Source organism: Chryseobacterium sp. CS2K3 (genome assembly GCF_059515185.1).
This window is the reverse complement of the sequence record NZ_JCAKRW010000013.1, coordinates 18,650-40,930: the sequence shown is the minus strand read 5'-3', so window position 1 is coordinate 40,930 and position 22,281 is coordinate 18,650. Positions and strand designations below refer to the sequence as shown.

Annotated in this window: 21 protein-coding genes; 14 read left to right on the top strand and 7 right to left on the bottom strand. The window is 35.9% G+C overall.

Annotation, left to right across the window (positions count from 1 at the left end; translation table 11 throughout):
- Positions 1–2 precede the first annotated feature (2 nt).
- The 11 genes from AC5YGG_RS18490 (at position 3) to AC5YGG_RS18440 (ending at position 12,517) form a co-directional block, all read left to right on the top strand.
- The gene (locus AC5YGG_RS18490; RefSeq protein ID WP_496145909.1) at positions 3–1,385 is read left to right on the top strand and encodes an MFS transporter; all 1,383 of its coding nucleotides are present in this window, start codon (positions 3–5) and stop codon (positions 1,383–1,385) included.
- 282 nt (positions 1,386–1,667) lie between these two features.
- Positions 1,668–2,396 carry a pirin family protein gene (locus AC5YGG_RS18485; protein ID WP_496145908.1) on the top strand — a complete coding sequence of 243 codons (729 nt, stop codon included), beginning with the start codon at positions 1,668–1,670 and terminating at the stop codon, positions 2,394–2,396.
- A gap of 93 nt (positions 2,397–2,489) precedes the next feature.
- Complete coding sequence (locus AC5YGG_RS18480; RefSeq protein ID WP_496145907.1) at positions 2,490–3,041, top strand: NADPH-dependent FMN reductase; 552 nt, start codon at positions 2,490–2,492, stop codon at positions 3,039–3,041.
- Positions 3,042–3,320: 279 nt separating this feature from the next.
- Positions 3,321–4,313: a phosphoribosylformylglycinamidine cyclo-ligase gene (gene purM / locus AC5YGG_RS18475; protein WP_496145906.1), complete on the top strand. Its 993-nt coding sequence runs from the start codon at positions 3,321–3,323 to the stop codon at positions 4,311–4,313.
- 57 nt (positions 4,314–4,370) lie between these two features.
- The gene (locus AC5YGG_RS18470) at positions 4,371–4,823 is read left to right on the top strand and encodes a hypothetical protein (RefSeq protein WP_496145905.1); all 453 of its coding nucleotides are present in this window, start codon (positions 4,371–4,373) and stop codon (positions 4,821–4,823) included.
- A gap of 10 nt (positions 4,824–4,833) precedes the next feature.
- Positions 4,834–5,247: a hypothetical protein gene (locus AC5YGG_RS18465; protein WP_496145904.1), complete on the top strand. Its 414-nt coding sequence runs from the start codon at positions 4,834–4,836 to the stop codon at positions 5,245–5,247.
- Between the two features lie 77 nt (positions 5,248–5,324).
- The gene (gene purN, locus AC5YGG_RS18460; RefSeq protein WP_496145903.1) at positions 5,325–5,888 is read left to right on the top strand and encodes a phosphoribosylglycinamide formyltransferase; all 564 of its coding nucleotides are present in this window, start codon (positions 5,325–5,327) and stop codon (positions 5,886–5,888) included.
- Between the two features lie 174 nt (positions 5,889–6,062).
- Complete coding sequence (gene purH / locus AC5YGG_RS18455; RefSeq protein WP_496145902.1) at positions 6,063–7,580, top strand: bifunctional phosphoribosylaminoimidazolecarboxamide formyltransferase/IMP cyclohydrolase; 1,518 nt, start codon at positions 6,063–6,065, stop codon at positions 7,578–7,580.
- A gap of 89 nt (positions 7,581–7,669) precedes the next feature.
- Positions 7,670–8,908 (top strand): phosphoribosylamine--glycine ligase, encoded by a 1,239-nt coding sequence (purD, locus tag AC5YGG_RS18450; protein ID WP_496145901.1) that lies wholly within the window; start codon positions 7,670–7,672, stop codon positions 8,906–8,908.
- Between the two features lie 157 nt (positions 8,909–9,065).
- Positions 9,066–10,595 (top strand): glutamine-hydrolyzing GMP synthase, encoded by a 1,530-nt coding sequence (gene guaA / locus AC5YGG_RS18445; protein WP_496145900.1) that lies wholly within the window; start codon positions 9,066–9,068, stop codon positions 10,593–10,595.
- A 413-nt stretch (positions 10,596–11,008) separates the two neighbouring features.
- Complete coding sequence (locus AC5YGG_RS18440; protein WP_496145899.1) at positions 11,009–12,517, top strand: GNAT family N-acetyltransferase; 1,509 nt, start codon at positions 11,009–11,011, stop codon at positions 12,515–12,517.
- A 57-nt stretch (positions 12,518–12,574) separates the two neighbouring features.
- Here the strand turns inward: AC5YGG_RS18440 and AC5YGG_RS18435 are convergent, their stop codons facing one another.
- Entirely contained in the window at positions 12,575–12,745 is a 171-nt protein-coding gene (locus tag AC5YGG_RS18435; protein ID WP_165602228.1) for a hypothetical protein, read from the bottom strand.
- 435 nt (positions 12,746–13,180) lie between these two features.
- Between AC5YGG_RS18435 and AC5YGG_RS18430 the strand changes: the two genes are divergently transcribed.
- From AC5YGG_RS18430 to AC5YGG_RS18420, 3 genes are all read left to right on the top strand, one after another.
- A complete protein-coding gene (locus AC5YGG_RS18430; protein ID WP_496145898.1) occupies positions 13,181–14,830 on the top strand; it encodes an ABC1 kinase family protein in 1,650 nt (549 codons plus the stop codon).
- A gap of 75 nt (positions 14,831–14,905) precedes the next feature.
- On the top strand, positions 14,906–15,415 hold the full coding sequence (locus AC5YGG_RS18425; protein WP_496145897.1) for a hypothetical protein: 510 nt from the start codon (positions 14,906–14,908) through the stop codon (positions 15,413–15,415).
- Between the two features lie 143 nt (positions 15,416–15,558).
- The gene (locus AC5YGG_RS18420) at positions 15,559–16,911 is read left to right on the top strand and encodes a DEAD/DEAH box helicase (RefSeq protein ID WP_496145896.1); all 1,353 of its coding nucleotides are present in this window, start codon (positions 15,559–15,561) and stop codon (positions 16,909–16,911) included.
- Between the two features lie 60 nt (positions 16,912–16,971).
- Here AC5YGG_RS18420 and AC5YGG_RS18415 read toward each other — a convergent pair whose 3' ends face one another.
- From AC5YGG_RS18415 to AC5YGG_RS18390, 6 genes are all read right to left on the bottom strand, one after another.
- Positions 16,972–17,628, bottom strand: coding sequence for a GDSL-type esterase/lipase family protein (locus AC5YGG_RS18415; RefSeq protein WP_496145895.1), 657 nt, complete (start codon positions 17,626–17,628; stop codon positions 16,972–16,974).
- A 63-nt stretch (positions 17,629–17,691) separates the two neighbouring features.
- A complete protein-coding gene (locus AC5YGG_RS18410) occupies positions 17,692–18,153 on the bottom strand; it encodes a lipocalin-like domain-containing protein (RefSeq protein ID WP_496145894.1) in 462 nt (153 codons plus the stop codon).
- A gap of 280 nt (positions 18,154–18,433) precedes the next feature.
- Positions 18,434–19,597 carry an iron-containing alcohol dehydrogenase gene (locus tag AC5YGG_RS18405; protein ID WP_496145893.1) on the bottom strand — a complete coding sequence of 388 codons (1,164 nt, stop codon included), beginning with the start codon at positions 19,595–19,597 and terminating at the stop codon, positions 18,434–18,436.
- Positions 19,598–20,330: 733 nt separating this feature from the next.
- Positions 20,331–20,936, bottom strand: coding sequence for a hypothetical protein (locus AC5YGG_RS18400; RefSeq protein WP_496145892.1), 606 nt, complete (start codon positions 20,934–20,936; stop codon positions 20,331–20,333).
- 45 nt (positions 20,937–20,981) lie between these two features.
- Positions 20,982–21,578 (bottom strand): peptide deformylase, encoded by a 597-nt coding sequence (def, locus tag AC5YGG_RS18395; RefSeq protein ID WP_496145891.1) that lies wholly within the window; start codon positions 21,576–21,578, stop codon positions 20,982–20,984.
- Between the two features lie 55 nt (positions 21,579–21,633).
- Complete coding sequence (locus AC5YGG_RS18390; protein ID WP_496145890.1) at positions 21,634–22,200, bottom strand: Crp/Fnr family transcriptional regulator; 567 nt, start codon at positions 22,198–22,200, stop codon at positions 21,634–21,636.
- Positions 22,201–22,281: the final 81 nt, after the last annotated feature.

Genomic DNA, 22,281 nt, shown 5'->3' with positions numbered 1-22,281 from the left:
CAATGGCTAAAAAAACAAAACCGGAACTTTCACTTACTCGCATTATCAATATGAGTATGGGATTCTTAGGAATTCAGATGGCATTTGGATTACAGAACGGAAATGCAAGCCGTATTCTCGCTAACCTTGGAGCTGATGTTCATGAACTATCATGGTTCTGGCTGGTAGCACCCATCACCGGGCTTATTGTTCAGCCCATTATCGGGCATATGGGAGACAATACATGGAGTCCGTTGGGGAGAAGAAAACCTTATTTCTTAATTGGTGCCATTCTCTGTGCCATAGGATTGGTTTTACTTCCCAATGCAGCATCCGTTACTCATATGTTTGCAGCATCCGCATTATTATTAGCTGTTATTTTTCTGGCAATGATGGATGCTTCCGTGAATGTGGCAATGGAACCTTTCAGAGCATTGGTAGGAGATATGTTACCAAAACATCAGGGAACAATAGGTTTTTCAGTACAGACTATTCTTATCGGGATTGGAGCCGTGTTAGGATCATATTTACCAGATTGGCTTACCCGCCTTGGAATTTCCAATGTTGCTCCAGAAGGCTTTGTTGCAGATAATGTCATCTATTCTTTTTATATAGGAGCGGCATTACTTCTTGTATCTATTCTTTACACAATCATTACTACAAGAGAATACTCACCACAGGAGTTTTCAGAATTTGAAGAAGATCATAAAGAATCAGTAGAACCTTCCAGATTTTCAGATATATTCAAAGACTTCGCAGCTATTCCTATCCAAATGAAAAAACTCGGAATTGTGCAGTTCTTTTCATGGTTTGCCTTATTTACAATGTGGGTGTTTACTACAAGTGCTTTGGCGACGCATCATATGGGATTGTCTCCGGAAGATACTCATTCAAAAGCATTCAATGATGCTGGAGATTTAACAGGTAAACTCTTTGGAATGTATAATTTATGGGCTATCCCGTTTGCATTTCTACTCACACCGATTGCCAAATGGATCGGAAAAAAACAAACCCACGCTTTAGCGCTTTTATGTGGAGGATTGGGATTAATTTCTATGTACTTCATTAAAAATGTAGATAACCTCTGGATCTCAATGATCGGATTAGGATTTGCCTGGGCAAGTATTCTGGCAATGCCTTACGCCATGTTGATTGAAGTGATTCCACAAAAGAAAATGGGTGTTTATATGGGAATCTTCAATTTCTTTATTGTAATTCCGCAGATCATTAATGGTTCGTTTGGAGGTCCTATCGTAAGTGGTATCTTTGGAAAACAGGCAATGGACTATGTAGTTGTAGGAGGTGTCTGCATGCTTATAGGAGCTTTGGTGACCATGATTTTTGTTAAATCAGAAGACGAAACCCCTAAGGAAATAGAAGAAGAAATCAAACAGGTACATTTTTAGCCTGAAATAAAAAAACTAAAGACATTTATCAATCATAAACGATAAAATTGAAATTCAATAAAAGCGGGCTTTAGTCCGCTTTCTATTTTATCACAACGAGAATTGACTTTAGCCAAAACCTATACATTTTCTAGTCGCTGCGAATGCCCAGATAATAAAGGAAAAATTCTGCATTTGTGGCTTATAAAAAAGACATTTTTCAATCGTTATTCTTTTCTTAACCTACATCAACCATTTTTCATCTCCGCATCCCGTACATTTGTACCATAAATAATCACAGAAATGAAAACAGTATATCATAAAGCAGATTCAAGAGGACATGCCAATCACGGTTGGTTAAACTCATATCATACATTCAGTTTTGCAAACTATCAGAATAAAGATAGAATGAATTTTGGAGTGTTGAGAGTTTTGAATGACGATACCGTTTCTCAGGGAATGGGATTCGGAACACACCCTCACAGAGATATGGAAATAATTTCTATTCCTTTGGAAGGAGATTTAGAGCATAAAGACTCAATGGGGACTACTGAGGTGATCAGAAAAGGTGAAATTCAGGTGATGAGTGCAGGAACCGGAGTAATGCATAGTGAATACAATAAAAATAAAGATGAAGAAGTAAAATTTTTACAGATCTGGGTTTTCCCTAGAGAAGTAAATGTTGAACCTAGATACGATCAGAAAAGCATCAAGGAAGGTGAAAAAATCAACGGATTCCAACAGATCTTATCACCTAATAAAAATGATGATGGAGTTTGGATTCACCAGGATGCATGGTTTAATATCGCTAACTTCAAAAAAGGAAACGGTAAAAACTATATGTTGAACAAAAAAGGAAATGGAGTTTACGCATTTGTGTTAAAAGGAAGTGCTAAAGTTGGAGACCGTGTCCTTAATGAAAGAGACGGATTAGGAATCTGGGATACTCAAAGCTTTAATATTGAAGCGGTGGAAGACGCAGAAATATTATTAATGGAAGTACCGATGGAATTACCATCTTATCTTAAATAAAAACTAAATTTGTACCCGAAAAAATAAAATATTGTGGAATGACTATCAGTGAAAAGATAGTACCTCCATTTAACTTAAAAATAAATACTACATATGAAAATTTTAGCAATAGCAGGAAGTAACTCAGACGTTTCAATGAACAAACAGTTGGTTGCTTATGCATCAACATTATTTGAAAATGCAGAAGCAGAAGTAATCGATTTGAACCCTTTCGAAATGCCAATTTATAAGCACGAAAGAGAACTGGCAGGAGGCGTTCCTCAGGAAGCACATGATTTTGCGGCAAAAATAGATGGAGCAGATGTATTGTTGGTTGCTTTAGGAGAGCACAACGGAACATACTCTACAGCATTCAAAAATGTGTTCGACTGGGTATCAAGAATCAAAGACAGAACAGTGTGGAACGAAGTACCAATGCTATTGATGTCTACATCTCCCGGAGGCAGAGGTGGAGCAGGAGTTTTAGAAGCTGCATCCAAGCGTTTCCCTTTCCACGGTGGAAATGTGGTAGAAACTTTCTCTCTTCCTTTCTTTAATGACAACTTTGATAAAGCTGCTCAAAAAATTTCTAATGAAGAGAAAGACAGTGAATTAAAGGAAAAAATTAAGAAGATTGCGGCTATCGAAACAATACTTGAAAAATAGAATTTGAATATTCATTTAAAATTACTATTTTTGCAAAAAGAAAAGAGATGAAAATTCAGACCTCCTATAAACAATGTTTTTCTCATAAAGGGAAAATTGTGGACTCTGAAATTCTGAGATAAAATAACGGCCGATAATCTGAAAAGATTGTCGGCTTTTTTGTTTTCTAAAATCAGGTATAAAAAGTAAATTGAAATATTAAAAGATAAAAAGACGTAAGACATCAGATACAAGACCATCTGAAATCTGAAATCTAAGATCTAAAAAATCTAAGCAGACATGAGCAACACTTACAAATCAGCAGGAGTAGACAAAGAAGAAGGATACAAAACGGTTGACAAGATCAAAAAAGCAGTCGGTGAAACCCACAATTCAAATGTATTAAACCATTTGGGAAGTTTTGGTGCTTTCTATGAGATCGGAGGATACAAAAATCCGGTGCTTGTTTCAGGAACAGATGGAGTAGGAACAAAGCTGAAAGTAGCTTTGGATACCAAAAAATACGACTCTATTGGTGTAGATTGTTTCGCAATGTGTGCCAACGATATTCTTTGTCACGGTGCCAAGCCTTTATTCTTCCTTGATTATTTAGCTTGCGGAAAGCTTGATTCTGAAATCGCAGCTGAAATCGTTCTTGGAATGGTAGCAGCATGTAAGGATAATAACTGTGCATTAATAGGTGGAGAAACTGCTGAAATGCCGGGAATGTACCAGCCAGGTGATTATGACGTTGCAGGATTCTGTGTAGGAATTGTAGAAAAAGATCAGATTATTGACGGGTCTAACATTAAGGCAGGTAACAAAATTATTGCGTTACCAAGCTCAGGATTTCACTCAAACGGATTCTCTTTAGTAAGAAAAGTATTCCCGAATTTCGAAGAAGAATTCGAAGGAAAACCTTTATACGAAACCCTTTTAGTTCCTACAAGATTATATTTCAAAGATATTCACAGAGTATTGGAAGAAGTAAAAGTAAGCGGAATTGCTCACATTACAGGGGGTGGTCTTTACGAAAACGTTCCGAGAATTATCCCTGAAGGACTTTGTGCTTCTATTGACGGTGCTAAAGTTAGAATTCCAAGCGTAATGCTTGAATTAGAAAAACGAGGTGGAGTTACCCGTGAAGAAATGTACGGAACATTCAATATGGGAGTAGGTATGGTAATCGTAGTAGATGCTGAACATGCTGAAAAAGTATTACACCTTTTAGATGATGCTTACGAAATCGGAGAAATCACTGAAGGAGCAGAGAAAATCAATTTATCACTGTAATAATTTAACAATAGGTCATTGTTACATTGCTAGACTGATACATTGTTACATTAATAAATGAAAAAGCCCATCCGTTATCTGATCTTTGCAATAGTACTCTTCGGAGCAGGATATTGGGGATTTTATAGCTGGAAACATAAAACATCTTTAGGAGATCCTATTACAATCGAAGCTTCATTTATGCAGTATGCCTGTGGTGATGATAATGATGATGCTAAAGTTAAAAAAGTAAGTGATCCACGATACAATCTTTTATTAGGAAAAGATATCAATCCTGAAGATGAAAATAGTGTTGATCCTTTTGATTTTAAAGATTATTTTTTTGATAATCGTACCGATCAGTTCTATATGACGTATAGATTGAAAGGTAGATTAGAGATAAATTCAAAATCAGGATGTGATAATTATACTCCCAGGTTTTATGTTGAAGAAATAGAAAGACTGGATGGTACACATCGGGTAATAATAAATAAATCAGACAGGAAAAGCCTTGACAAGGCTGCCAAATAGATATATTGAGATGAGTAAACCGATCCGCTATTGTATCATAGCAATAGTACTCCTCGGAGTTGGATATTGGGGATTTGACAGGTGGCAACATAAAATATCTTTAGGAGATTTCATTACCATCGAAGCCACATTTATGCAATATGCCTGCGGTGACGATAATGATGATGTCAAAGTTGAAAAAGTCAGCGATTCACGGTATCACTTTTTATTAGGAAAAGATGTAAATCCTGAAACAGAAGATGTTTTTCAGACCCTTGAGTTGAAAAATTATTTTTATGATAATCGGACAGATCAATATAACCAGACCTATAGATTGAAAGGTCGCTTGGAAAAAGGCTCAAAATCAGGATGTGATTCCGCTCCTAAATTTTATGTTGAAGAAATTGAAAGATTGGATGGTACACATCGGTTAATAAAAAAATAAAATCAGACAGGAAACTGTAAGATGTAAAAAAAAGCCTTTTCAAGATTTTAAACCTTGAAAAGGCTGCCAAAATAAATATGAAGAACATTGTAGTACTTGTATCCGGTTCAGGAACCAACCTGCAGAGAATCATTGATACCATTGAAGCTGGAGAAATTCAGAATGCAAAAGTAAGTCTGGTGGTTGCTGACAGAGAATGTTTTGGATTGGAAAGAGCAAAGAATCACAATATAGAAAACATACTGATTCCCAGAGGAAAGAATTTCAGCAGTGAATTGGCAAATGTAATCCCACAAGATACAGACCTTATCGTATTGGCAGGGTTCTTATCCATTTTAAAACCTGAATTCTGCGAAAACTGGAATGGTAAAATAATTAATATTCATCCGGCATTGCTTCCGAAATTTGGAGGAAAAGGAATGTGGGGAATGAACGTTCATAATGCCGTTATTGAAGCCAAAGAGACAGAGAGTGGGGCAACAGTACATTTTGTAACGCCGGGAATTGATGAAGGAGAAGCCATTCTTCAGAAAGCTTTTGAAGTAACAGCGGATGATACTCCTGAAACATTAGCTCAGAAAGTTCATCAGATTGAATATGAAATATTTCCTTTAGCGATCAATAAGGTCCTGGGAAATTAATAAATATAACAATGTATCAGTGTAACAGTTTACCAATGTTGAGGGTATTGTTACATTGCGAAATTGATACATTGTTACATTGAGAAAAAAAATCTAAGTAAAATAAAAAGTAATCCGGAGGTGAAAGAACCGGATACAGTTTGAAATAACTGTGAAAAGTAAAAATTGAAAGTAATGAGTAAAAAGAGAGTTTTAATCAGTGTTTCTGACAAAAGTGGATTAGTTGAATTCGCACAGTTTTTGGAAGCTCAGAATTATGAGTTAATCTCCACAGGAGGAACGTTCAAACATTTGAAAGACGCTGGTTTAAATCCTATTCAGATTGATGAGGTAACCAATTTCCCTGAAATGTTGGACGGAAGAGTAAAAACTTTACACCCGAAAGTTCACGGTGGATTGTTAGCCGTTCGTAGCAACGAAGAGCACATGAAAACCGTTCAGGAACACGGAATTGGTCTGATTGACATGGTGATCGTAAACCTTTATCCTTTCTTTGAAAATGTAAACAAAGACATTTCTTTACATGAGAAAGTAGAATTTATCGATATCGGTGGACCATCAATGCTTCGTTCTGCAGCAAAAAACTTTGATTCCGTTACCGTAATTACTGACGTAGCAGACTACACAGCAGTAAAACTGGAAATGGAGCAAAACGGTGATACTTACATCGAAACCCGTAAGAAGCTTGCAGGAAAAGTATTCAATCTTACATCAGCTTATGATGCTGCTATTTCAAGAATGCTTTTAGACGAGGAATATCCTACTTATTTAAATGCATCTTACAAAAAAGTTTCTGATCTGAGATACGGCGAAAACCCTCACCAGACAGCAGCTTACTACGTTTCTACTTTCGAAAACGGAGCAATGAAAGACTTCGAACAGCTTGGAGGTAAAGAGCTTTCTTTCAACAACCTTCGTGATATGGATCTTTGCTGGAAAGTAGTGAACGAATTCAAAGATGAAATGGCTTGCTGTGCTGTAAAACACTCTACCCCTTGTGGAGTTGCAATCGGTACTTCAGGATTAGAAACCTATCAGAAAACTTTCGAATGTGATCCTGTTTCTATCTTTGGCGGAATTGTTGCTATGAACTATAAGATCGATGCCGCTACCGCAGAGGAATTGAACAAAACTTTCCTTGAAATAGTAATGGCTCCCGATTTTGACGAAGAAGCTCTTGAAGTTTTAAGAAAAAAGAAAAACCTTAGAATCATTAAGATCGTAAACCCTGTTTCAGACAAGCAGACTTGGGTGAAAGTAGATGGGGGAATCTTGGTTCAGGATAACGACTTACATTTCTCTGACGACATTAAAGTAGTAACTGAAGTTCAGCCTACAGAAGAGCAGAAAAAAGCATTACTTTTCTCTCAGAGAGTCGTAAAATATGTAAAATCAAACGCTATTGTTGTTTCCAACGGTATCCAGGCTTTCGGAATCGGAGGTGGACAGGTAAACAGAATCTGGGCTACACAACAGGCGATTGAAAGAGCAAAAGAAAAATTTACAGGTGATTTAGTATTGGCATCCGATGCGTTTTTCCCTTTCCGTGATGTTGTAGATTTCTGCGCTCAGGAAGGTATCAAGGCAATCATCCAGCCAGGTGGAAGTGTAAAAGATCAGGACAGTATAGAAGCTGCTAATGAGCACAAAATCCCAATGATGTTTACTGGGGTTAGACACTTTTTCCACTAATTAAAATAGAATTAAAAAATAATTTGGGATTGTATTTTTAACATCCAAAATTATATATTTGTAGAATAAGACTAGATAATAAATAAAGTATGAGAATATTAATCATAGGTGAAGGCGGTAGAGAATCTGCTCTAGCAGCAAAGCTTCAGAATGACTCGAGAGTGTCTAAAATGTTTTTTGCCAACGGGAATGCTACTACCGATGTAATAGGGAAAAATGTTCATTTATCAGAAATCAAAGAACTTAGAGATTTCGCTATTAAAGAAAAAGTTGATTTAACAATCGTTGGACCTGAAGCTCCATTAGTAGCTGGGATCAAAGATGAGTTCAAGAAGCATGATCTGAAGGTTTTCGGACCTACTCAGAAAGTAGCGAGCCTTGAAGGAAGTAAAGCTTTCTCTAAGAAATTTATGCAGACCTATGATATCAAAACAGCTAAAGCTGTAGTGTTTGATTCATATAACGATGCTAAAGAATACATCCAGACTCAGCAATATCCTCTAGTGATCAAGGCAAGTGGTTTAGCAGGCGGAAAAGGAGTTGTTATCTGTGACAACCTTGAAGAAGCTGAAGCTACGATCCACGATTTCATGATCAGAAGAATCTACGGAGACGCAGGAATCCGTTTAGTAATCGAGGAATATTTACAAGGATTTGAAGCATCTATCATCGCTTTCTCAAACGGTGAGAAATTATTCCCTTGTATCGCTGCAAAAGATTATAAGAAAGCAGGTAACGGTGATACAGGACCAAACACAGGAGGTATGGGTTCAGTAGCTCCAAGCCCGGAATTCACGCAGGAACACTACGCTGATTTTGAACAAAATATTTTAGAACCTACTATTAAAGGTCTTAAAGCAGAAGGATTCAGCTTCAAAGGAATCATTTTCTTCGGATTAATGGTAACTAAGAACGGAGCTTACCTTCTTGAATATAACATGAGATTCGGAGATCCTGAAACTCAGGTATTAATGGCTCTTATGGAAAACAATCTTCTTGATGTGATACAGGACTGTATGGATGGAAAAGACATCGAACTTAAATTCAAAGACGAAAAAGCTGTTTGTCTTGTAATGTGTTCAGGTGGGTATCCAAGAAACATCGAAACAGGTTTCGAAATTACAGGAGAAGATAAAGTAAAACACAGTAAGCTTTTATATGCAGGCGCGATCAGAAAAGGAGATAAAGTAGTTTCCAATGGCGGTAGAGTATTGAACATCGTAGCTACAGGAGCTACTTTCGAAGATGCACGCAAGAAAGTTTACGAAGACGCAGGTCATGTACATTTCGATTACGGCTTCTATAGAGAAGACATCGGAAAGTTTTAATAAATCACGAAAAAAGATTTGGAGCCATTCCAAGTCTTTTTTTGTAAAACAGTTAATATTAGAAAAAGAGTTCAGATGTTAAATGCCAGACTTCAGATCCAAATCTGAAATCTAGTGTCTGAATTCTGACATCTTTCAAACAAATCAATTATCAAAAATGAACAACGGTATTATTATTTTAGATTTCGGATCCCAGTACAACCAGCTTATCGGAAGAAGAATCCGTGAGATGGGCGTGTACTCTGAAATCTTGCCTTTCAATACACCATTACAAGATATTATAGCAAAACAACCAAAAGGAATCATTCTTTCAGGAGGTCCAAGCTCTGTAAATGCAGAAAATGCTCACCTGGTTGAAAAAGAACTATACGAGCAGGGAGTTCCTGTATTAGGTATTTGCTATGGAATGCAGATGACAGCTCACCTTTTAGGAGGGAAAGTAAACAAAGGAGAAAAAGGAGAGTACGGAAAAGCTAATCTTGAGATCGTTAAAGAAAGCTCTTTATTAAAAGGAGTGACCCAAAATTCTGTAGTTTGGATGAGCCACTTTGATGAAGTAGGAGAATTGCCTGTAGGTTTTGAATTAAACGCAAAATCTGGAGTAATTGCTTCTATTTCCAATGAAGAGAAGAAAATCTTCTGCGTTCAGTTCCACCCGGAAGTTTCTCATACAGAAGAAGGCGGGAAAATGCTCGAAAACTTTGTATTCGGAATCTGTAATGCAGAGAAAAACTGGAAACTGACAAACTATATTGAAAAAACAGTTGAAGAAATCCGCGAGAAAGTAGGAGACAACAAAGTAATCCTTGGCCTTTCCGGAGGGGTTGACTCTTCTGTAGCCGCAGTTTTGATCCACAAAGCTATCGGTGATCAGTTGACTTGTATCTTCGTAGATACAGGATTATTGAGAAAGGATGAAGGTAAAAAAGTAATGGATCAGTATGGAGAGCACTTCCATATGAACATTAAAATGGTAGATGCTAAAGAAAGATTCCTTTCAAAATTAGCAGGAGTAGACGATCCTGAAGCAAAGAGAAAAATCATCGGAAACGAATTTATTCACGTATTTGATGAAGAATCTCATAAAATTGAAGGCGCTAAATTCTTAGCCCAGGGAACCATTTACCCTGACGTTATCGAAAGCCAGTCTGTAAACGGACCATCTGCAGTAATTAAGTCTCACCATAACGTTGGCGGACTTCCTGAAGATATGGAATTCGAATTATTAGAGCCGCTAAGAGAGCTTTTCAAGGACGAAGTAAGAAGAGTAGGAGAAGAATTAGGTATTCCTCATCATTTAGTATACAGACACCCTTTCCCAGGTCCTGGATTAGGAATCAGAGTATTGGGAGCTGTAGATGCTGAAAAAGTAAGAATCCTTCAGGAAGCTGATGATATTTTCATCGAAGAATTATATAAAAATGACCTTTACGAAAAAGTATCTCAGGCTTTCGTAGTATTGCTTCCTGTAAAATCTGTAGGAGTAATGGGAGATGAAAGAACTTACGAATACACAGCTGTAGTTCGTTCTGCGAATACCATCGACTTTATGACAGCAACATGGAGCAGACTTCCTTACGAGTTCTTGGACACTGTATCAAGCAGAATCATCAACGAAGTAAGAGGAATCAACAGAGTAGCTTACGATATTTCAAGCAAACCACCTGCAACCATTGAGTGGGAATAATTTCAACTTGAATTTTAAATATAAATCCTGCCCAATTTGGGTAGGATTTTTTTATTAAAACTGTTTCAATGAAAAAATAAGCAGTAAAATATTTATAGTGATTAATAAACAGTATATCAGTTTAAACAGTATATGTTTATGGAAAATGATATAATTTAACAACATTACTCCTATTAAATAGATGAAAACAAAATTTTTGGTTTCTTGAGTACTTATTTTGGATGCAGAAAATAAGTTTAAATTGTGTGAAATATTAATGGTTGAGGTGGGATAAAAAATTCTTAAAATAAAAATGATGGTAACACTTATAGCTAAGACTAATGCATATGGTTTCATTTAGAATATAAAGTTATAATAGGTTGATAAGGGTATTTGTTTAAAATTTTCACTAAATTTAAGTAAAATTACATCAAATGCAAATAGAAACAAGACCCCTGACTGTTCAGGATTATGATGAGTTGGCGCAAACTATGAAGAGAGCTTATCCTCAAATGTCAGAATCAATATGGTCGAAAAAAAGTATTGAAAAATTAACAAGAATATTTCCTAACGGACAGATCTGCATTACGGTAGACGGAAAATTGGCTGCCGTGGCACTTTCCATTATTGTTAATTATGAAGAATTTGGAGATGATCATACGTATAGCGATATTACAGGAAATTATACCTTCAATACCCATTCAGCCACCGGAAATGTTTTATACGGAATAGAAGTCTTTGTAGACCCGGAATTTCGTGAATTACGACTTGGAAGAAGACTTTATGATGCAAGGAAAGAACTTTGTGAACAGTTAAACTTAAAATCTATTGTCCTTGGCGGAAGAATCCCGAATTACCACAAGCATAGTCATGAGCTTTCCCCAAGAGAATATATTCGAAGAGTAAGAGATAAAGAAATCTATGACCCTGTTTTGTCATTTCAGCTTTCCAATAACTTTCTTCCCATCAGAGTGTTGAGGAAGTATCTTCCCGAAGACGAAGCATCTAGAGAAAATGCCGTTCTCCTACAATGGAATAATATTTATTACAGCAAAAGACCCAATACCATGCAGGACAGTATTATCCGGCTGGGATTGGTACAGTGGCAAATGAGACATTTCAGAGATATAGAAGCCTTTTATGAACAGGTGGAATTCTTTGTCAATGTGATGGGAGATTACAAGTCAGATTTTGTACTTTTCCCGGAACTTTTCAATACGCCTTTGCTGGCTCCTTTCAACAGCCTTTCAGAGAGAGACAGTATGATAGAGCTTGCCAAGCTTACGGAAGATATTAAAAAGAAAATTTCTGAACTTGCTATCAGTTATAATGTCAATATTATTTCCGGAAGTATGCCGGTTTTTGATAATGAGACGAATGATTTATACAATGTAAGCTATCTTCTTCACCGCGATGGACGTATGGATGAATACAGAAAGATCCACATTACACCCAATGAAAAACGCTATTACGGAATGAAAGGGGGTAATGAAATAAAAGTTTTCGATACAGACTGCGGTAAAATAGGTCTTGTGATCTGTTATGACGTTGAATTCCCGGAATTACCAAGAATTCTGGCAGATCAGGGAATGAAGATCCTGTTTGTTCCTTATTTAACCGATACCCAGAATGCTTATATGCGGGTTCGTCACTGTGCTGCAGCAAGAGCCATAGAAAATGAATGTTATGTTGCAATTGCAGGTTGCGTAGGAAACCTTCCAAAAGTTAATAATATGGATATTCAGTTTGGGCAGGCTGCCGTATTTACACCTTCAGATTTCGCCTTCCCTTCCAATGCGGTGAAAGGAGAAGCGACTCCTAATACAGAAATGACTTTAATTGTAGATGTAGATTTGAATTTATTGAAAGATCTCCACCATAACGGCTCTGTTCAGGTAATGAAAGACCGTCGTAAAGACCTTTATGAAACCTACCTTAAATAACAAAACAGAATGCGAAAGCATTCTGTTTTTATTTTACCTAAAATTTAATGAGTATTCTTATAAATACTGTGGGCAAACTACCGCAGGGCAAATCATTCCCGGGCATTTTGGAAGTCCGTCAGTAGGGCAGCATTGACGTGAGCATTTACCATCTCCAATGATAATTCCGCTTCCTGAAACGTTTTTTAATTGCTCTCTTGAAAGTTTGCTGTTACGTAAATTTTTCATGTTGTAATACTTTTTTGGTTTGTTTTAATGTTTGTACTTTGTAAATATATAAAATATTATTATACGTGACATTGTTTTTTCATTATGTATAGAAATAATCATTTAAAATACTGATTATGTGATGAAAAATTTAATCTCTTTGTGGTGATTTTCCGCCTGTTTTTTTATAAAATCAGCTAAATTCATACTAGGACTCGTTACTGAAAATGAGTCTGAAGTGGGCATAGAAAACCGCAATTCATAAAACCATCAGGAAGATATTTTATCTTTTAAGGGTTTGATAAAAAACAAATAGTAAGGGGATGGCTAAAAGTAACTTCCAGCCTCACACTTCCATCTTCCAGCCATTTAACCCTGAATTTCTTACTCTAAACTCAAGTCAAAATAGCATTAGGAACAGTTTTTGGAGTAAATTGCACCTACTATTGATACACTATGTTTGATAAGCAACAAAGAAAACTGAAAAGATCCGCAAGACTTATTTCCGTATTAAGTAAATATGGCTTTAAAGACATGTTGGCAAGAATGAATGGCGGAAATAAGCAGGAAGAAACTTCTTCCACTTCAGACGAAATTATTTCGAAAGGAACAGTTTATGAAAGAATAAGACTCGCTTTAGAAGAGCTGGGACCTACTTTTGTGAAACTGGGGCAGACATTCAGTAACAGGGAAGATCTTTTACCACCGGAACTGATTCAGGAGTTGCAGAAATTGCAGGATAAAGTGGAAACCGTAGATATGGATATAGAGGAAGCGCTGGAAAGTGAATTCAATATTTCTGTGAAAGATCATTTTTTAGAAATTCAGAAAGAACCTTTAGCGACGGCATCTATTGCCCAGGTGTACAAAGCCGTTTTACTGGATGGAAGCCCGGTTATTTTAAAACTCAGAAAACCAGATGTACAATCAGTTATTGAAGATGATTTATTATTAATTAAAGACATTGAAAAATTAATATCTGCTTATTCAGAAATAGGAGAGAAGCTTAATCTGAAGCAGGCGATTTCTACTTTCGAAAAATCATTGCTGGAAGAAGTTTCCCTGATCAATGAGAGAAATAATATTCAGCAATTTCGTCTTAATTTTAAAAATAATAAAGAAACTTACGTTCCTAAAGTATATGAAGAATTTTCCAACAACAATATTCTTTGTATGGAATTCATCGATGGGATCAAAGTAACCGATAAGTCTGTTCTTCTGGCAAATAATATTGATCCTGTAAAAGTTTCAGAAACTGGATTAAGACTTTTTGTTTCCCAGATTTTAGATTATGGCTTTTTCCATGCCGATCCCCATGCAGGAAATATTTTGGTGAAAAAAGATGGGAGAATTGTTTTCATTGATTTTGGTGCTGTAGGAAAAATTCAACCAAATGATAAAGAAATCCTTGAAAATCTTATTGTAAGCTTTGTAGCGAAAAATCCACATAAAATTGTCCGATATCTAAAAAAAATGGCGATAAGCTACGAGATTCCGGACGAAAGAAGATTTGAAAATGATGTAGAAGATATTCTGAATTTTGTGCACAGCTCTTCATTACAGGATATTAATGTTCAGGTTATTCTTAATAAAATGAAAGATATTCTTAAAGATAACAGACTTTACATGCCAGATTATTTTTATCTTTTATTTAAAGGAATCAGCCTGATAGAGGGTGTTGGGAGAAATATTAATCCGGATCTGGATATTGTAAAAAGTCTTCATCCCTACACGAAGAAAATATTCACTAAAAAGATCAGTCCGAAAAACCTTTTAAAAACGGGAATGGACCGAATGATGAATTTTACGGATAATGTAGACGAAATTCCCAAAGAACTTCGCTCTGTTCTTCAAAAATTAGATGAAAATAAATTCACCGTTTCCAGTGAAATTAAAAATATAGAAAAGACCAATCAGCTGATAAAATCCAGTGTTATTAATCTGATTTTGGCAATGATTCTGGGAGCTAATATTATTGCAACAGCAATTGTTTTTGTTTCAGAATCCGGACCGAGAATAGGAGAATTATCTGTGGTAGCTATACTGGGATTTTTGTTCTCAATCATTTTAATAATAATACTTTTGCTGAGAGTAGCGAGAAAATAGTAGTGTTGCAGCGTGTGATATTCTGTTTTTTATCCCGTATCCCAAACTTCGCATTTTGTATAAAAAAATAAACCAATGAAAAAACTAATAATAACCACAGTAACTCTTTGTTGTTCATTCTGTATAGCGCAGGAGGCAGCCAAAGAAAATCTACAGGGAGACTTTGATGGTAACGGAACTAAAGAATATATTTATGCTAAGGTAACCGATTGTTCAGACGAGTGCGACGGAACATGCGAAACAACCATCTATTTCAGTGACAAAAACATAAAACCGTTCGTTATTTCTCCTGCGAAAGGAGGGTCTTTATATAATCTTGGAGATCTTAATAATGATGGTAAAGATGATATCGGTTTTTATCCCAATTGGTGTACCAGCTGCTGGCATCCGTTTTATGTTTATACGTTAAGCAAAACAGGCTGGAGACCTATGGTAACCCCTATTTCAACACATTGCAGCCAGTGGGAAGAAGATAAATTTCCGATCAAAAAAGACCCTAAAAAGAGAGGGAATGTCATTATTACAACCAGTGAATGGAAAGATGATGACATTAGAATAACGAATAAAAGTGTAAGAGTTAATTAATTGCTCAGGATTCAATATGTAAAGTGGCTGTTATAGAGTTTTAAACTACAATTTCGGTTTCCATTTTTCTTTATTGAAGACCTCTTCTTACCCTTGCAAAAACCTGATTTCAGTTTCTACATATTAATACTTATCTTTGCAAAATGGAAAAACTCACTTTTGCAGATTTTGACCTGCCGGTTAAGATTCTTGATGTTTTAGCGGATTTAGAATTATTTGAACCTACACCTATTCAGGAGAAAAGTTTAAAGCCTATTCTTTCCGGAAGAGACGTAATGGGAATTGCACAGACCGGAACAGGAAAAACGCTGGCTTATCTTTTACCCGTTCTTAAAACATGGAAATACAGTAAATCAGGAAATCCAACAGTTCTGGTACTTGTTCCTACAAGAGAATTGGTGGTACAGGTAACGGAAATCCTTGAAAAACTGACAGAAAATATTACAGCAAGAGTAATCGGAATATATGGTGGAAAAAACATCAATACTCAGAAACTTTTATTCAATGATGGATGTGATATTTTAGTAGGAACTCCGGGTAGAGTGATGGACCTTTCCATAGACAATGCTATTTCTCTTAAGGAAGTACAAAAGCTGATCATTGACGAGTTTGATGAAATGCTTAACCTTGGTTTCAGACCACAATTGACCCACATTTTTGAAATGATGAGGGAGAAGAGACAAAATATTCTTTTCTCTGCAACGATGACAGAAGCTGTGGACGATATGTTGGATGAGTATTTTGCAAGCCCGGTAGAGATTTCATTAGCAAAATCAGGAACACCGCTTGAGAAAATTGAGCAGACAGCCTATAAAGTTGAAAATTTCAATACAAAGATCAATTTACTTGAAAACTTGTTGAAACATAACGAGGATATGTCTAAAGTGTTGATTTTTAATAATAATAAAAAGCACGCAGACCTTTTATTTACTAAAATTGATGAGCTTTTCCCTGAGCAGTTTGATGTGATTCACTCAAATAAGTCTCAGAACTACAGGCTTAAAGCGATGAAAAGCTTTGAAAATGAAGAAATCAGAGGTTTGATCACAACAGATGTAATGGCAAGAGGTCTGGATATTTCCAATATTACCCATGTCATCAACTTTGAAACACCGGATATTCCGGAACAATACATCCACAGAATCGGTAGAACAGGTAGAGCAGATAAAGAAGGTAAGGCAATAACTTTTGTAACCAAAAAAGAAGAACCTTTAATTCTTGATATTGAGCTACTGATGGATAAGGAATTGAAGTTTATTGACTTCCCTGAAGGCGTAAAAATCAATCCTAATAAAATAGCTTCCGAAAAAGATGAGGTAGTAATGAAAAACCCGGCACAGGTAAAACTGAACGAGGGGGGAGGAGCTTTCCATGAGAAAAAAGCTAAAAATACCAAAGAAAACTGGGGTGGACCATCGAAAAGAAAAGCACCTAAGAAATTCGGAGCCAACAGGGCACAGCAAAAAGCAATCTCTAAATCGAAGAGAAAGAAATAATATAAAAAACGATTCCAGTATCTGGAATCGTTTTTTTTAATCAATTGATGGATGTATAACTTATTTCATATAAGGAGTCATCACCTTCGTCCATATTTGGTAACCTTCAGGCTTAAAGTGAAGCATATCTTCCACAAAAATATCCTTTCTTACATTTCCGTTAGCATCCTGCATTGCTTTCGTAACATCAATGAATTCGGCATTAGGTTCTTTATCCATGAAAGCAGCAATCTTTTTGTTGGCTTCTTTCATTTGGGACCAGATCACCTCTCTGCTCGGAGAATATTTGATCGAGATATAATCTACTTCTATATTAGGAAATCTTTCACGTATCTTTTTGTAGAAGCTTTTGAATCTGTTAACCACTACTTTTGCTTTCAGTTTGTGATTATCTGCAAAGTCATTCTCACCGCAGTAGATAATGATCTGTTTGGGCTGATAAGGCGATAATAGATCATCCGCAAAATCGTTAAGGTCTGTAAGTCTCGATCCTCCAAAACCTCTGTTGATGATGGTTTTAGTAGGGAAATAATCCGCAACATCCGTCCATTTGGTAAATGATGAGCTGCCTAAGAATAGAATAGCATCTTTGGGCGGCGGATTTTGTTGATCTTCCTTTTTGAAATTTTGAATGTCCTGCCAGAACATCGGTTTCTTTTCCTGTGAAAAGGCAATAGTAAAACACAGCAATAGAAATGCTGATAGAATCTTCTTCATTATTTTCAGATTTAAATTTGAGATAAAAGTAATAAAAAACTCCCGATCAACGGGAGTTTAGGTTTATCTTTTATAAGTAACGTAAGTAATATCAGGAATTTTATCCCCGTCCTGATCATAGCTGCCAAATAACTCGGCTACTCTAAGATCTTTACTTGTTAAAATATCAATTCTATAGTTTTGAGGATCTTCATCTGCCACTTTCACTCCTAAGATTTTGGTTTCCTGATCATAAGTATATGATCCGGTAGTCTTTTGAGAAACCTGGCAATCTGCACCTGTCCCTATATAAGCTGTATAGCTCATTGTAAAGTCTGTTTTGAAGAAAAGTGTGTTTTTGGCTGCACATCCTGTGATAATTTCAGTTTTAAGCACTGTTTTATTGTCTTTTCCTGAAATTACTTCCCTTTTTACTTCCTTCCAATCTCCCTTCATCATATCCATTTCATAGGCTTGAAGGTCATCATCTTTACAAGAAGTAAGTGCCAAGGCAGAAAAGGCAAATAAAAGTAGCTGTTTTTTCATTTTCACAAATTTTAAGAATATGCTAAAATATAAATAAATTTGAAATATATGTAATGAAATCGTGAAATTTTAAACAAATGTTTGTGAATAAAATGATTTGATAGTAAAGAATTGAGAAATGATTAGAGTTGAAAATGATTTTGACAGAGTTATTCCATATAAACTCTTACTTCCCCTCATAATCAAAAAAAGCGGACCTCAGCCCGCTTTACATTTTTTATAAGAATGATTCAAACCTAAATTAGTGGTTTTATAGACACTCAACTTTAAATATTGAACCTTAGTAGCTCATTTCTACGATCTTGGATGCATCCTGAGGAGTTAGTTTTCTGTATTCACCAAGTCCCATCCAGTTTCTATCAGTAAAAGCTTTTTCTACTCTTTCTGCAGTTCCTTTATAGTCTTCAGTATATTCGGAAAGTTTGGTTTTGATGTGAAGACTGTGGAAGAATTCTTCCAGTTTTTTGATTCCAAGCTCTGCTTTTTCCTCTAAGGTACCATCTTTGATTCCCCAAACTCTTTCAGCGTATTGAGCAAGTTTTCCTTTTTTATCTTCAAAGTTGTAACGGTAGTGAGAAGGAGCAATAATAGCTAATGTTCTTGCATGATCAATACCAAAATAAGCCGTTAATTCATGACCCATTGCATGTACAGCCCAGTCTGTAATTACTCCTTTCTGGATCAGCCCGTTCAAAGCCATTGTACAGCACCACATAAAGTTTCCGGCAGCATCATAGTTAAAATCGTCAGCTAATACTTTTGGTGCAGTCTCCTGAAGACTGATTAAGATGCTTTCAGCAATTCTCTCCTGAAGATCAGCTGAAGAAGGAGCTGTCATATACTGTTCCAAAACATGGGTATAAGCATCAGTAAGCCCGTTCACGATCTGGTTTTTAGGAATAGTTCTGATTACTTCGGGGTCTAACACAGAAAACTGAGGGAAAAGTCCCGGACCGCCTGAAGATAGTTTTTCATTAGTTTCTCTTCTTGAGATTACATATCCTGAATTCATCTCGGAACCCGTTGCAGGAAGCGTTAAAATACTTCCGAAAGGCATTCCTTCTCCTTCAAAAGTTCTTACCTGTTTTCTTAAGATCTCCCAAGGCTCACCATTATAATTTGCAGCTGCAGAAATGAATTTTGTTCCGTCAATGACAGAACCTCCACCTACAGCAAGCAGATAAGTGATACCGTTTTCTTTAATAAAACTTACCGCTTTGATCAATACTTCATACTCGGGATTGGCAGGAACGCCGCCGAACTCATACAGCTCATGATCTTTTAAAGCTTCTTTTACCTGGTCGTAAACACCATTGTTTTTGATACTTCCACCACCATAAATCATTAATATTTTAGCATCTTTAGGAATTTCATTGGAGATTTTAGCGATTTCACCTTTCCCAAAAAGTATTTTAGTCGGATTTTTAAACTCGAAATTAAGCATTGTTCTAAATTTATTTGAATCAAATTTACGGAATGGAAAGGGAATATTAAGTTAATGAAATTTTAAAATTGCTATGATTAAATTTAATGAAAGCTATCAAGCCTTTATCGTAATCTGTTGTTAGCTGATAATGATTTGAATGTCTTTAATCAGCATTATTCTTGCTGAAGATCTTCGATCTTCTTGCGCCTTAAAATATACGTAATGTAGATAAACCCTCGCGCCTTTGCGTTTTCCAACAATATGATAATGATTAAAGAATGATGTTGGGAATTGCAAGGGCGCTATTTTTTCCTTTTGCTACTGCTTTTAAGGCGCTAAGATTCTATCTACGATAACATTGTATACTGTTAAATAATTGCCACGGATGCACGAATAAACTCATTAGGTATTCGTGGCAAACAATCAGCATTATTCTTGCTGAAGATCTTCGATCTTCTTGCGCCTTAAAATATACGCCATGTAGATAAATCCTCGCGCCTTTGCGTTTTCCAACAATATGATAATGATTAAAGAAGTGATGTTGGCAATCGCAAAGGCGCTATTTTTTCCTTTAGACAGTGTTTTAAGGCGCTAAGATTTTATCTCCGATAACATTGTATACTGTTAAATAATTGCCACGGATGCACGAATAAATTCATTAGTAGTTCATGGCAAAAAATAAATATATATTCCTGAAGATCTCTTGTTTTCCTGTCCTTTAAATGGAAAGATTAATGTTTTTTCAATAGGTTTATAAAGCGTTACAATCCTCATTTTTCGAATAGACTCCCTTACTTTTAGCTTCAAGTTTTCCGGTCTTTCTGTTGATCTTAATTAGAAAAGCCTCTTTAACGATAGGGCAGCCTTTAGATTGTAAAGCATACATGGAAATAGAATTGTCTTCAATTTTATAAGAACCTGTAAAACGGTTTTTAGTATCAATGGAGTACCCGTAAGTTTTGGCTAATAGAATTGCTTCCGGAAGGTTATCAACTGTTCCGATAAAATCTCTTAGCTGTTGCTCATTAGAAAAGTAAACACTTCTTCCACCTTTACAGGCAAGTATATAAGAAAAACAAGTATTTCCAACACATTTTTGAAAAAATCCTTTTTCAGGAAACGGTTCATTAATGGTCATAAATAGGGGAGCCTGACTTTCATAGATGATTGCTTTATCGGGATCAGGATCATTGGTAAGTACTCTCCAATATTCATACTCTTTATTAGGAATAACAAATGGATACAGATATTCCGTAGTATCCAGAATATCAGGAATTTTTTTATAATCATCAGGAACCGTGATCTGTGCAGAAATCAGACTGGAAATGATCAGGGAAGCTGCAGTGATTATTTTCATAAAGAAAGTGTTTTCCGTCAAATTTACGAAAAATTATAATGTATTTTATGAAGTAAAATCTTTATAAAACTTCATTGGATATCCCGTGGATATATTCCCATTAACAATTTTTTTTAATCTTGATTCTATTAATTTTCTTGTCAAAGATTTTAAATGATCAATATATAAAATTCCCTGGGTGTGATCGTATTCATGCTGGATAATTCTTGCTGTTAAGCCTGTGAACGTTTTCCTTTGTTGGATAAAATCCTGATTAAGATATTCTATTGTGATTTGCCATGGTCGTTCTACTTTTTGAGATAATCCTGGAATACTTAAGCAGCCTTCATAGTCTTCCCATGTTTCATCGGAAGTAGTAATGATTTTAGCATTGATAAAAGTTTCTCTGATGCCTTTGTCATTTTTTTCAAAGTTGAGAATCTGATCTTCAATAGTAAAATTTTCGTAGATGATTTCACTGTCAACTACAAAAAGCTGTAAAGCTTTCCCGATTTGAGAAGAAGAAAGTCCACAGCCGTTAGAATTTTCCATCGTTTCCCACATATCTTCTATGAGCTTTTGGATTTCGGGGCTGTTTTGACTAATTTCGATGCATTTCTGTTTCAAAATATGATTTCCATAGGCTACAATTGGTAAGTTCATTGAAGTATTTTTTGCAAAGTTCAGCAGAAACTGAAACATATACAATGAACCTATGTTAATTAATTTGCCTGCGAATTCTGCTTAATGCCTGCGGAGTAATTCCAATATATGATGCGATATATTTTAGAGGAACACGTTGTAAAAGCTCGGGCTGCTCGGAGAATAGTCTAAGGTATCTTTCTTTGGCTGTAAGTTTAAGCAGTGAAAGTTCCCTTTTGCTTTTCGCTAAAAACAATTTTTCTGAGGCGAAACGTCCCAGATGATTTCCGACATTCGTCTGATTGTAAATTTTCTGCAAATCATCATACGAAACCTGCCACACAACAGTTTCCGTAAGTGCCTGCATTTCGTATTCGGATGGGGTTTGGGTCAGGAAAGAATCATAAGCGCAGGTAAATTCTTTTTCAAAACTAAAGTTAAAAGTATATCCATGCTCATCATCAGGAATATAAAACCTTACCAGTCCGGATTCTATAAAAGAAAGATAGTTTTCCGTATCGCCTTGTTGAGTAATGATCTCATTTTTCGAATACATTTTTCGGCGGAAATATCCTGCGATAAATTCCCATTCCGATTCCTGCAGTTTGACGATTTGTTCGTAATATTCTCTGATGTAGCCCATAGAAACAGATATTGAATAATTTTTAATACAGTTTCATATCGTGATATGATTATATTTATGTATTAAATTCATTGGAAGAGC